The following is an 11,757-nucleotide window of genomic DNA, read 5'->3' on the forward strand; positions in this document are numbered from 1 at the left end:
GGGTATGAGTACCTCAGCAATGGAGTGTTGAGTGCAGAATCGGCATTGACCGGTGTGCTTATCGCTGTTCTGCCATCTCTTCTGGGTATGGTGATGGCGTCCATTAAATCGAAACTGAAACCAGAGAAGAGCTTACGCGACCTGATGAACCTGAGTCGTAATATCAAAATCGTCTACACCGTTGTGATGTTCGTGTTGACCTTTCGATTCATGGCTCTTCGCAACATCGTGGTCTTGATTGCATTCAGCGTGACGATGCTTGGCCATTTCTTCACGCCGATGTTTAAAGACCCGAGTGAAAGGAAGGCATAAATGGAGAATGTCCAATCTGCTCATGAATACATTGAGCATCACCTGACCTTTCTGACCACCGGCAACGGTTGGTTTGGCATCAACATCGATTCTATGATCATGGTTTGGATTTTGGGTCTGGTGTTTATTCTTTCGTTCCGTTACGTAGTCACGAAAGGAACCAAAGGGGTACCGGGGCGCTTTCAGTGTTTGATCGAGATGACGTTTGAGTTCGTCGACAATATGGTGAAAGAAATATTCCAGGTGAAAGATAAGCTGATTGGCCCTCTGGCGCTGACGATATTTGTCTGGGTACTGCTGATGAATGCAATTGACTTATTACCTGTCGATTTTATTCCGGCCGTCACTCGTGAACTCGGTCTGGGTCACTTCCGTGATTTACCTTCTGCGGACGTCAATATTACGATGTCGATGGCGTTAGGCGTATTTATTCTTGTTCTTGGTTATACGTTTAAGCACAAAGGTATTAAAGGGTTTATTAAAGAATTAACCACGCAACCATTTTCTCATCCGTTATTGTATCCGGTGAATCTGGTGTTGGAGCTGGTGACATTGATCTCTAAGCCGATTTCATTGGGTCTTCGACTGTTTGGAAATATGTATGCCGGTGAAATGATCTTTATCTTAATTGCTTTAATGCCTTGGTGGATGCAATGGGCACTGAGTGTACCATGGGCGTTATTTCACATATTAATTATCGTGCTTCAGGCTTTTATATTCATGGTGTTAACCGTGGTTTATTTGGGCATGGCTGTAGAAGAACATTAATTTTTGACTGTTTTAAATCTTAATTAAAAATTCAATTCTAGGAGTTGTTATGGATATCGTTAGCGCAGTTCTATATGTCGCAGGGGCACTGCTGATTGGTTTGGGTGCTGCTGGTGCCGCGTCAGGTATCGGTAATCTGGCCGGTAAGTATCTTGAAGGTGTGGCTCGTCAGCCGGATCTTACCCCGATGCTGCGAACTCAGTTCTTTATCATGATGGGTCTGGTGGATGCGGTGCCAATGATCGGCGTGGGTATCGGTTTGTACATCATCTTCGCTGTAGCGTAATTCGAACTATTCATTTTCAACACGTTATAGAAGTGAGGGTGCTATGAACTTAAATGCCTCAATGCTGGGTCAGGCGATCTCCTTCGTGATCTTTGTCTGGCTGTGCATGAAATACGTCTGGCCACCACTTGTCAAAATGCTCGATGAGCGCCGCGCCGAAATTGCACAGGGCCTTGAGCAAACCGAACAGGCTGCGAAAGAGCTGGAACTGGCCAAAGCCAATGGTGACAGCCTGGTAGCGGAAGCGCGTGAGAAGGCTCAGGCGATCATTAATCAGGGGAAGCAGCGTCAGGACCAGATGATTGCAGAAGCGGTTGATCTGGCGAAGCAGGAAAAAGCCCGCATTGTTGCCGAAGGCAAAGCCGAAGTGGAGCAGGAACGCAGCAAAGTCCGTCAGGAGCTGAAAGATGAAATGGCCGACCTGGTGATCGCCAGTGCCAGCAAACTGATCAGTCGCAACCTCGATAGTGCGGCGAACCGAGAGCTGGTGAATCGCTTCATCAGCGAAGTCTAGGGGGGCGTATGTCGGATCTGACAGTGGTCGCGCAGCCTTATGCGAAAGCCGCCTTTGATTATGCCTGTGAAGCTGCATGTCTGGATGAGTGGCAGCAAATGCTGGCGCTGTGCGACGTTGTATTGGCGCAGCCCAATACCCGTTTATTGCTCAGTGAACTGGAAGAGGATGGGTCAGAGCAGGCATTACTGGATTTGATGCTGCTTGCCACTGGCGAATGGCTCAGCCAGTACTTCGAAAATTTTCTGCGCGTCATGGCTGAAAACAAACGGCTGAAAGCACTGAGTGAAGTGATCAACCAGTTTGGTGACATGAAAGCGGATTATGAACGCACCATGACAGTCACAGTGTGTGTTTCTGAGCCTTTAGAACAGCACCAGATGATGCAGCTTAGTGAGGCGTTAAAAGCCAGATATGGCAAAGCCATCACCTTGGAAACACAACTGGATCCATCCCTTGTAGGTGGCGTGGTGATCAAAGCCGGCCAAACCGTCTTTGACGGCAGTGTGCTGACGAACATCAGCCGACTGGCAACCAACCTGCATGCGTAACGGGGAAGAGAAATGCAATTAAATTCAAATGAAATCAGTGAACTAATCAGAGAGCGCATCGTTAATTTCAATCTGGAAAGCGAAGCGTGTAATGAAGGAACCATCATTTCGGTCAGCGACGGCATCATCACCATTCACGGCTTATCCGATGTGATGCAGGGCGAAATGTTAGAACTGCCAGACCACCGTTTCGCCTTGGCACTCAACTTGGAGCGCCATTCGGTTGGTGCGGTCGTGATGGGGCCGTATGCGGACCTGTCGGAAGGCATGAAAGTGAAAGGTACCGGGCGGATTTTGCAGGTGCCAGTTGGCCCCGGCTTGCTAGGGCGGGTCGTAAACACGCTTGGTCAGCCTATTGACGGTAAAGGTGCGGTCTCGTTTGACCGTATGGATCCGGTCGAAGTGATTGCGCCCGGGGTCATTGATCGTAAATCGGTCGACCAACCTATCCAAACAGGATACAAAGCGGTGGATTCCATGGTGCCGATCGGTCGTGGACAGCGTGAGCTGATCATCGGAGACCGTCAGACCGGAAAAACCGCCATGGCCATTGATGCCATCATCAACCAGAAAGATCTGGGCGTAAAATGTATTTACGTCGCCATCGGCCAGAAGGCGTCGACCATCGCCAACGTGGTCCGCAAACTGGAAGAGCATGGTGCGCTGGACAACACCATAGTGGTGGTGGCTTCGGCATCAGAGGCGGCCGCGCTACAGTATCTGGCGCCATATGCTGGCTGTACGATGGGCGAGTATTTCCGTGACCGCGGTGAAGACGCGCTGATTGTGTACGATGACCTGTCTAAACAAGCAGTAGCGTATCGTCAGATTTCGCTGTTGCTTAAACGCCCGCCGGGCCGTGAAGCGTTTCCGGGCGATGTGTTTTATCTTCACTCACGCTTGCTTGAACGCGCCGCGCGGGTAAGCGAAGAGTATGTGGAGCGTTTTACCGCTGGGGTAGTGAAAGGCAAAACCGGTTCGCTTACCGCTCTGCCAATCATTGAAACCCAGGCAGGAGACGTCTCGGCGTTTGTCCCGACTAACGTTATCTCCATTACCGACGGGCAAATCTTCCTGCAAACCCAGCTGTTCAACTCCGGTTTGCGTCCTGCGGTGGACCCAGGTATCTCGGTATCTCGCGTCGGTGGTGCGGCTCAGACTAAGGTGATCAAAAAATTGTCGGGCGGCATTCGTACCGCACTGGCTCAGTATCGCGAACTGGCTGCGTTTGCGCAGTTCTCATCTGACCTGGATGAAACCACCCGTCGGCAACTGGATCACGGTGAGAAAGTGACGGAACTGATGAAGCAAAAGCAATATTCACCAATGACGGTGGCAGAGCAGGCGCTGGCCATTTTCTCTGCTGAGAAAGGTTATTTGAGCGATGTGGATCTCCATCAGATCGCCACCTTCGAAGAAGAATTGATGGCGTACGCCCACACCAATGCCCAACCGCTATTGGATTCGATTAACCATACTGGCGATTACAACGATGAGATTGAAAGCGAGCTACACAGCTTACTGAAAGAGTTCACCGCATTGCATTCGTAGGCAAATATCAGCGTCATTGAGTAGGAGGCCTTTATGGCAAATACCAAAGAGATTCGCACCAAGATCGCCAGTGTGGGTAACACACAAAAGATCACCAGTGCGATGCAAATGGTCGCCGCCAGTAAGATGCGCAAAGTTCAGGACAATATGGAAGCGTCACGCCCTTATGCCGTCAATATGCGCAAGGTGATTGGCCACGTGTCGTCCGGGACACTGGAGTACAGTCATCCTTTCTTGCAGGAGCGGGAAGTCAAACGGGCGGCGTACATCATCATCTCTTCAGATCGTGGGTTGTGTGGTGGCTTAAACAGTAACCTGTTCAAGCAGGTTTTGTCGGAAATGCAAACGTGGCAGGAGCAGGGCGTGGACGTGGACACGACCCTGATCGGATCGAAAGCGATCGGCTTTTTCCGCTCGCTCGGCAATGTGGTGGCACAGACGTCCGGGCTGGGTGATAAGCCCAAACTGGAAGAATTACTTGGCGCCGTCAACGCCATGATGGAGCACTATTCCGAAGGCCGGATCGATCGTTTGTTCCTGGTGTTTAATCAGTTTGTAAACACCATGGTGCAAAAGCCGCGGGTCGTGCAAATGTTGCCGTTCCCGAAAGAAGATATTGAACGTGATAAAGACGCTCGCTGGGATTACATCTACGAGCAGTCTCCTCAAGACATTCTCAACCATCTGATTCAGCGTTACGTCGAATCCATGGTGTATCAGGGAGTGGTTGAGAGCATCGCTTGTGAACAAGCCGCACGTATGGTGGCGATGAAAGCCGCGACGGACAACGCCGGACAACTGATTGAAGATTTACAACTGGTGTACAACAAAGCCCGTCAGGCGGCAATCACACAAGAGCTGAGCGAAATTGTTGCCGGCGCACAAGCGGTTTAGAGACAGAATTTGAGGTTGAGATTATGAGTATTGGCAAAATCGTCAAAGTCATCGGCGCGGTGGTGGACGTTGAATTCGAACAAAATCAGGGGCCGAAAGTCTATGACGCGCTGAAGGTGAGCGGCGCGGACAACAGTTCATTGGTCCTGGAAGTTCAACAGCAGTTGGGTGGTGGCGTGGTTCGCTGCATCGCCATGGGGTCGTCCGATGGTCTGAAACGCGGTCTGCAAGTGGCGTCCAGCGGCGGCCCGATCACCGTTCCGGTCGGGGAAGAAACGCTGGGCCGTATTATGAATGTGCTGGGTGAACCCATCGATGAGTGCGGTCCTATCGGCGAGCAAATGAAGTACGAAATCCACCGCAGCGCGCCGAGCTATGAAGAGCAGTCGAACAGTACCGCGCTGCTGGAGACGGGCGTCAAAGTGATTGACTTGATTTGCCCGTTCGCCAAAGGCGGCAAGATCGGTTTGTTCGGCGGTGCCGGTGTGGGTAAGACCGTCAACATGATGGAACTGATTAACAATATCGCCAAAGCTCACTCTGGTTTATCGGTATTTACCGGGGTGGGGGAGCGCACCCGTGAAGGGAACGACTTTTATTTCGAGATGAAAGAAGCGGGTGTACTCGACAAAGTGGCCATGGTGTACGGTCAGATGAACGAGCCACCGGGTAACCGCCTTCGTGTTGCACTGACAGGCCTGACGATCGCCGAACGTTTTCGTGACGAGGGCCGCGACGTGTTGCTGTTTGTCGACAACATCTACCGTTATACCCTGGCGGGAACCGAGGTGTCAGCGTTGTTAGGGCGTATGCCATCGGCGGTGGGTTATCAGCCGACGCTGGCGGAAGAGATGGGAGTGCTGCAAGAGCGGATCACGTCGACCAAAAATGGCTCGATCACGTCGATTCAGGCGGTGTACGTGCCGGCGGATGACCTGACCGACCCGTCTCCGGCCACCACGTTTGCTCATTTGGACGCGACGGTTGTATTGTCACGTAACATTGCCGCGCTGGGCTTGTATCCTGCGATTGACCCGCTCGATTCGACATCCCGTCAGTTGGATCCGCAGATTGTCGGTCAGGAGCACTACCACGTTGCCCAGCAGGTACAGCAGACATTGCAGCGCTACAAAGAGCTCAAAGACATCATCGCCATTCTGGGTATGGACGAGTTGTCGGAAGACGACAAACGTCTGGTGTCTCGGGCGCGTAAAGTCGAACGCTTCCTGACCCAGCCTTACCATGTCGCGGAAGTGTTTACCGGCCAGCCGGGTGTGTTTGTACCGCTTAAGGATACCATCGCGGGGTTCAAAGCGCTGCTTGAAGGGCAGTACGACGATATCCCCGAACAGGCGTTCATGTATTGCGGGAACATCGACGAAGTGCTTGAAAAAGCAAAATCTCTGTAACGAGCAGGAGGTAGTATGGCCATAGCGGTTTCACAAAGTACGTTCCAGCTCAATGTGGTCAGTGCAGAGGGGACGCTCTACTCTGGTCCGGCGCACGCTATCGCGGTAACGGGTGCTGACGGTGAGCTCGGGATTCGTCCCGGCCACTCGCCATTGATCAGTCGAATTAAGCCGGGTGTTGCTCGTATCGTGGATGATCTGTCCAAACCCGAAGAGATCCTGTACGTCTCTGGCGGTTTGGTCGAAGTGCAACCGGATGTTGTCACGCTGCTGGCCGATACCGCATTACACGGTCGAGACATTGACAAGGCGCGTGCCGAACAGGCCCGTAAAGCGGCCGAAGAAAACATTTGTGCGCATGTCGACGATCTCTCGTTCGCGCAGGCGCAGATGGAGCTGACCAAAGCGTTGGCGCAACTGCGAGCGTTTGAGCTCAGTGTTCGCGCCCGCCGCTAATCTTAAGCCTGCCGCCTGTCGGCAGGCTTCTTCTCTGGTGTCCTTTTGGCTGGCTCAGGCCTGAGTTCTCGCCTAAATATCTCGTCTATACTCTCAATAATCAGCGTTGTGTCAACCTGCTCATTTATCAGTAATTTTGGTTCATTTTTTACGAATACAAACGCATATTAAGTGCATTGTTTTTGAGATGTGATGAACAAAAGTTAACCTGACAATGACATGGGATCAATGATTGCTGTTAGGATTTATCGGTAAAAACAATACCTTGAGAGGACACTATGGAATTCACGGACCAGGATCGCGAAGCGTTATACAACATCTGGATGTCGCAAAAAGCAAAACTACGCCTGACACAGATGGAAGTCGCGAAGAGACTGGGCATGAATCAGATTCAGTTCTCTGAGTTGCTGCGTGGCTCCAAGCCACTGAGCCTCCACTTTATCGAGCAGTTCTGTCAGCAACTGCACGTGAACCCCAATATCGTCATTCCATCGCTGAAAGAGATCGCCGGGCCCGATGCGCAGGTTGTGCATCTGCAAAACCGAGTGAGAGTCGATGGCAAGATCCAGCGTGTCTATTGTGAAGGCAATGAAGTGATCATTGACTACATTCACGAGGTCTGAGCCCGCTTTCCATCACTCCAAGATTCAGCGATACTGCGTGTTAATCGTGAATCACCCCCATTGAATACTCATGCTGGAAAAAGAAAACCTGCTTAAGCTCGCCCGAATTCAAATGCCTTTTGGCAAATACGCCGGGCGAGTACTGATTGACCTGCCGGAAGAATACCTGCTGTGGTTTGATAAAAAAGGCTTCCCGGATGGGGAGTTGGGCCAGTTACTGCAATTGTGTCTGGCGCTCAAAATTGAAGGTTTGGATTCAGTCGTCAAACCACTAAAACGTATGTAAATTCACGTTGCTCCAGAGCTTGCATGGAGAACGTCAACTCAAGGCCGCCAGAGCATTCTACTCTGGCACGCTTTGCCTCAAACCAATTTAGAGCGTAAACGTTGAGATAACATTTTGAGTCTTGATTGAGCTGTTTTATCGGATAAGCCTCTTAACAGTGTGAGTACACCATTTGAAATCGCTCAACATTGATCGTATCAATAAAGCCCATCAGTAGAGAAACCAGTCAGTAGCATAAATAACTAGCAGCACCAGAAAACTTAGAAGGAATGGGATGGTTAGCATCACAGCCAATTTTTTCGTGACGCTTGGTTTATCAAACACCACGCCCTGCGCTTCCCTTACCCTCCTCTCTTCATCAAAATGCCATTTAATAGCTAAGTAGGCTCCAATGCCTAATACAATAAGCTTAAAAGCTCCAGCAAAGTACGGAAAGAAGTTAGCCCAACTGTCGTTCATTATCTATCTCCATCAAACTAAATATCGACTTTGTGGTAGCAGAATCAAACGTTCATGTTTAGTGCGCACCCAAAGTCAGGCGTTCTGGTTAGCGCAAGTCTACTGCTCGTGCTAGCTGTCCACAACTCTCTTTGCAATACCTGTGGTTATTGATGGTTTGATAAATAAGAAAAAGCGCAGGAACATTGATTGCCCGAAATCATATAGTGAAAATGCTCTTTTAAACTTTGAAGGCATATGTTTTCCATACTAAAAGTTATACGAATCCTAAATATAGAAAAGTATTGCGTTGTGGGCTGCCATCTCATTTCTTACATAACTATTGACTGATTTTGTATTGAAGAGCAGAGTGAAAAAACGGCATTTTTTTGATCAAAAAAGTGATTTGTTACTAAAGAGAAATCATAAGCTCTGACTAACGAACCTTTGCATCGAGTAACTTAAATTAGGATATGATATTTTGAATACTGCCCCAATACGACGCCTGAGACGCCTCCGCAGTTCCGAAGCTATGCGAAATTTATTAAGAGAAAGTCATGTGCAGCTAGGTGATTTAATTCATCCTATATTTGTCGAGGAGCATATAGAGCGAGCTGTGCCAATTTCTACTCTACCTGGCATAAGCAGAATCCCAGAGTGTCATTTAGCGGATGAGGTCCGAGAACTTCATGCTTTAGGTATACGCTATGTGATGCCTTTTGGAATATCTCATACTAAAGATGCGCAAGGAAGCGACACATGGAATGATCATGGTCTACTTGCACGTATGATTAAAATAATAAAGTCTGCTGTTCCAGATATGATGGTCATTCCGGATATTTGTTTCTGTGAATATACTGATCATGGGCACTGTGGAGTAATAAAGAGTAGTAAAGTGTGTAACGACCTTACGGTTGAAAACTTGGTCAAGCAATCTTTAACAGCAGCTAAAGCGGGTGCTGACATGTTAGCTCCATCAGCCATGATGGATGGTCAAGTAAAAGCGATTCGTCTAGGTCTTGATGCCGCCGGTTATCATGACGTGGCAATTTTGGCACATTCAGCAAAGTTTGCTTCTTCCTTTTACGGGCCATTTAGAACGGCAGTTGATTGTGAACTCAATGGTGATAGGAAAGGCTATCAACTTGACTATGCCAACGGTCGACAAGCTTTACTCGAAGCTTCTCTTGATGAAGCTGAAGGTGCTGATATCCTTATGGTCAAACCAGGTACGCCTTATTTAGATGTGCTCTCCCGCTTAAGACAAGAGACTCATTTACCGTTAGCTGCTTATCAAGTAGGTGGGGAGTATGCGAGTATTAAATTTGCGGCTCTGGCTGGTGCTCTCGATGAAAAGTTAGTGGTGAACGAAACTTTTATTGGGCTAAAGCGAGCTGGAGCAGATTTAATTGTCAGCTACTACACCAAGCAGTATGCGATATGGTTAAGTGAAGAAATTTAGCTGAGTATTTGGCTATGAATTTCAATCATTAACATAAGCTCTCTGCTGTACCAAGACTGTGGACTAAAGGAATGATCTTTGTCCACATTATTCAATTTTCAGAGTTGGCATATTCGCATTCAAGTGTTTAAAGCTTTAAGGTTTCAGCCCGTTCTGGCTGAAACACTTCTGCCCCAAAGTGATTAAGAGTCACTTTTTATCACACCTGTTTAACTCGTTACTTGCACCAATTTTGGTAATGAACCAATATGTGCTTAGTTGATTAATCATTAGATTATTCTATGTCTACTGATTTGGTGGCTATTCACAGGTAGACAAATTCACTATGCCACTGTGCTACGGAGAGAGTTAGTAGTCATGTCATTTGAACAAGAAGCATATCGAATACGCCGCTCGATAAAACGGTACACAACCGAGTCTGTAGTTCAGCACCTTTTGTCCCGCCTTCACACGAACTTCGGCAAAGGGGTAGATCAGGCCCGGTCTGCTCCTTGGGTTACATGTCTGGCTTTAGACTGGACTCTCGAATTAGAACCAGAAAGGTATGCATCTGAAGCGTCAAAGGAAGACGTTGGCAAGATTCTCGATAAGCTATGGTCGTTGCAGTCAGTCGCTTCTAACCTAGATGGGGCAGAAAACATTTGGCTCTCACTGAGGGCGTTCTTACTGCCTTAGTTGCTCTTCCAGCAGGATCAACGTCTACACCTTTACTTCTTCACACGCCTTTACACGATTATGTGCTCTGAAGGAGCAAGCGCGTCGTTCAAAAATAACTTTAAACAAGAAGTCGGGGTTGAGTTACAAGACTTCTTTGAGTTCTCACTGCACTTCGCCGCTATGTTTTTGGAGAGACCTTCTAGCTTCATTTCATATTCCGATCTTGTTTGCAGGCTTAACCCGGCGTTTGATATCGACTCGATACGCAAGATGTTAAAAACGCTGGGCGCTAATCCGCGAGGCATGAGGCAGATAGCTCAAGAACAACGTGCAGAAAGAGGTGAGCTTCGCGCAGTAGAATACTTTTCTGAACCAATGCTGATCTCTCGTCCACTGCTACTACTTCACAACGGAGTCTCTGCTGTCCACTCATACATAGCAACCATAGGTATCAGTGAGTTTGTTCTTCGAACACTCAAGAGAGCCGACGCTCAGGGTTTCAAGAAAAAATTCGGCTCTGCTTTTGAGGACTACATTGCAGAGCTTCTTACCTCGTACGACAAAGATGTCGTTCGTGAAGTCATGTTGAAAGAGTTTTACCGATTAAAGGGAGTCAACAGTAACGCTAAAGTGGCTGATTTTTTAATACAAGAAGGAGACAGGTGCATCCTTGTTGATGCAAAAGCGATTGAGCCGAATGAACGTATCTTAGTTACTGATCGCCCCAGAATGGTGAAAGATAGACTTAAAGGAACGATCATTCATGCCATTAAACAAACTGGGAAGTGCTCGGAAATACTCGAAGATAACGGGTACGACACCCTACCTGATAAGAACAAGAGATACTCTCTAATAATCACGCACCAAGATTTTTACATGGGTAATGCCATGAAGTTAGCAGAGTATTTGGGAAATGAGTTTGAAAACAGGGTGCATGAAGCCTTAAATGATCAGATTTTGATCGAACACTCACACTTCTGCTGCATAACGTCCTTCGAGAGTATGCTTGATGTGTGTAATCAAGCAGGGACTCAATTATCAGACTTCTTAGACTACTGTGCTGAAAAAGATGCACAGCAGGCCACTGCACGATTTGATATGCGTCAGCACATCAATGAGTACGGCAAACTTCATAACGTTGAGAGAGCTAATCCCCTCGGTAGTGAGAAGCTGATAAACGACTTTAATAAGCTACACGATGAGCTGATGGACAAAATCAATGCATCTCGGCGGCACTGGAACAAGGGTATAGGTAAAGTACCAGAGTTCTTAGCGAAGAAGGCTCAGATCGAAACACTAGGTCACGATGCATAATTTTTCAGCAAGTGACTAGCCAGCACATTCAAATAATTACCGATATTAGACTCAAATTGGAGGTGTGCTGATGCAGATATGTATCACACCTTTGCCCCATTACGTGTTTCAGGACAAAACCTTACTCTGTAGCTAATAACTCAGTATGCTATAAATTATCTAATCTCATTTTGAATGGAAAGACGAGTTGTGAGCAAAAAACGGTTATCTGAAAAAGAACTGGTCGAGGGGATGAC

Annotated in this window: 14 protein-coding genes; 13 read left to right on the forward strand and 1 reads right to left on the reverse strand. The window is 48.1% G+C overall.

The window, feature by feature from the left end; genetic code table 11:
• The 11 genes from CAG65_RS13260 to CAG65_RS13310 all read left to right on the forward strand — a co-directional run.
• A partial coding sequence (locus CAG65_RS13260) for an ATP synthase subunit I (RefSeq protein WP_161453953.1) occupies positions 1–312 on the forward strand: 312 nt, incomplete at its 5' end.
• Positions 313–1,080 carry a F0F1 ATP synthase subunit A gene (atpB, locus tag CAG65_RS13265; RefSeq protein ID WP_161453954.1) on the forward strand — a complete coding sequence of 256 codons (768 nt, stop codon included), beginning with the start codon at positions 313–315 and terminating at the stop codon, positions 1,078–1,080.
• Between the two features lie 49 nt (positions 1,081–1,129).
• Positions 1,130–1,366 carry a F0F1 ATP synthase subunit C gene (gene atpE / locus CAG65_RS13270; RefSeq protein WP_004730405.1) on the forward strand — a complete coding sequence of 79 codons (237 nt, stop codon included), beginning with the start codon at positions 1,130–1,132 and terminating at the stop codon, positions 1,364–1,366.
• Between the two features lie 43 nt (positions 1,367–1,409).
• Positions 1,410–1,880: a F0F1 ATP synthase subunit B gene (locus CAG65_RS13275; protein WP_161453955.1), complete on the forward strand. Its 471-nt coding sequence runs from the start codon at positions 1,410–1,412 to the stop codon at positions 1,878–1,880.
• Positions 1,881–1,888: 8 nt separating this feature from the next.
• A complete protein-coding gene (locus CAG65_RS13280) occupies positions 1,889–2,431 on the forward strand; it encodes a F0F1 ATP synthase subunit delta (protein WP_161453956.1) in 543 nt (180 codons plus the stop codon).
• Between the two features lie 12 nt (positions 2,432–2,443).
• Positions 2,444–3,982 carry a F0F1 ATP synthase subunit alpha gene (gene atpA / locus CAG65_RS13285; RefSeq protein ID WP_161453957.1) on the forward strand — a complete coding sequence of 513 codons (1,539 nt, stop codon included), beginning with the start codon at positions 2,444–2,446 and terminating at the stop codon, positions 3,980–3,982.
• Between the two features lie 33 nt (positions 3,983–4,015).
• Positions 4,016–4,876: a F0F1 ATP synthase subunit gamma gene (gene atpG, locus CAG65_RS13290; RefSeq protein ID WP_161453958.1), complete on the forward strand. Its 861-nt coding sequence runs from the start codon at positions 4,016–4,018 to the stop codon at positions 4,874–4,876.
• Positions 4,877–4,899: 23 nt separating this feature from the next.
• A complete protein-coding gene (gene atpD / locus CAG65_RS13295) occupies positions 4,900–6,285 on the forward strand; it encodes a F0F1 ATP synthase subunit beta (protein ID WP_021706415.1) in 1,386 nt (461 codons plus the stop codon).
• Between the two features lie 15 nt (positions 6,286–6,300).
• Positions 6,301–6,741, forward strand: coding sequence for a F0F1 ATP synthase subunit epsilon (locus CAG65_RS13300; RefSeq protein ID WP_161453959.1), 441 nt, complete (start codon positions 6,301–6,303; stop codon positions 6,739–6,741).
• Positions 6,742–7,019: 278 nt separating this feature from the next.
• On the forward strand, positions 7,020–7,364 hold the full coding sequence (locus CAG65_RS13305; protein WP_021706413.1) for a helix-turn-helix domain-containing protein: 345 nt from the start codon (positions 7,020–7,022) through the stop codon (positions 7,362–7,364).
• 70 nt (positions 7,365–7,434) lie between these two features.
• Complete coding sequence (locus CAG65_RS13310) at positions 7,435–7,650, forward strand: DUF3820 family protein (RefSeq protein ID WP_021706412.1); 216 nt, start codon at positions 7,435–7,437, stop codon at positions 7,648–7,650.
• 210 nt (positions 7,651–7,860) lie between these two features.
• Here CAG65_RS13310 and CAG65_RS13315 read toward each other — a convergent pair whose 3' ends face one another.
• Positions 7,861–8,109 (reverse strand): hypothetical protein, encoded by a 249-nt coding sequence (locus CAG65_RS13315; RefSeq protein WP_161448593.1) that lies wholly within the window; start codon positions 8,107–8,109, stop codon positions 7,861–7,863.
• A gap of 460 nt (positions 8,110–8,569) precedes the next feature.
• On the opposite strand from CAG65_RS13315, the gene hemB reads away from it, so the two are divergent.
• Together hemB and gapS1 are read left to right on the forward strand one after the other, a co-directional pair.
• Positions 8,570–9,550 (forward strand): porphobilinogen synthase, encoded by a 981-nt coding sequence (gene hemB / locus CAG65_RS13320; RefSeq protein ID WP_202599387.1) that lies wholly within the window; start codon positions 8,570–8,572, stop codon positions 9,548–9,550.
• A gap of 675 nt (positions 9,551–10,225) precedes the next feature.
• Positions 10,226–11,521, forward strand: coding sequence for a GapS1 family protein (gapS1, locus tag CAG65_RS13325; protein WP_443098399.1), 1,296 nt, complete (start codon positions 10,226–10,228; stop codon positions 11,519–11,521).
• Positions 11,522–11,757: the final 236 nt, after the last annotated feature.

This window comes from Vibrio sp. V39_P1S14PM300, from assembly GCF_009904765.1.
Classification (GTDB): Bacteria; Pseudomonadota; Gammaproteobacteria; order Enterobacterales; family Vibrionaceae; genus Vibrio; species Vibrio proteolyticus.

Excerpts from the sequence above, each read along its gene's own strand:
- atpB (WP_161453954.1), top strand. The coding sequence starts at position 313 with ATGGAGAATGTCCAATCTGCTCATGAATACATTGAGCATCACCTGACC.
- atpE (WP_004730405.1), top strand. The coding sequence starts at position 1,130 with ATGGATATCGTTAGCGCAGTTCTATATGTCGCAGGGGCACTGCTGATT.
- CAG65_RS13275 (WP_161453955.1), top strand. The coding sequence starts at position 1,410 with ATGAACTTAAATGCCTCAATGCTGGGTCAGGCGATCTCCTTCGTGATC.
- CAG65_RS13280 (WP_161453956.1), top strand. The coding sequence starts at position 1,889 with ATGTCGGATCTGACAGTGGTCGCGCAGCCTTATGCGAAAGCCGCCTTT.
- atpA (WP_161453957.1), top strand. The coding sequence starts at position 2,444 with ATGCAATTAAATTCAAATGAAATCAGTGAACTAATCAGAGAGCGCATC.
- atpG (WP_161453958.1), top strand. The coding sequence starts at position 4,016 with ATGGCAAATACCAAAGAGATTCGCACCAAGATCGCCAGTGTGGGTAAC.
- atpD (WP_021706415.1), top strand. The coding sequence starts at position 4,900 with ATGAGTATTGGCAAAATCGTCAAAGTCATCGGCGCGGTGGTGGACGTT.
- CAG65_RS13300 (WP_161453959.1), top strand. The coding sequence starts at position 6,301 with ATGGCCATAGCGGTTTCACAAAGTACGTTCCAGCTCAATGTGGTCAGT.
- CAG65_RS13305 (WP_021706413.1), top strand. The coding sequence starts at position 7,020 with ATGGAATTCACGGACCAGGATCGCGAAGCGTTATACAACATCTGGATG.
- CAG65_RS13310 (WP_021706412.1), top strand. The coding sequence starts at position 7,435 with ATGCTGGAAAAAGAAAACCTGCTTAAGCTCGCCCGAATTCAAATGCCT.
- CAG65_RS13315 (WP_161448593.1), bottom strand. The coding sequence starts at position 8,109 with ATGAACGACAGTTGGGCTAACTTCTTTCCGTACTTTGCTGGAGCTTTT.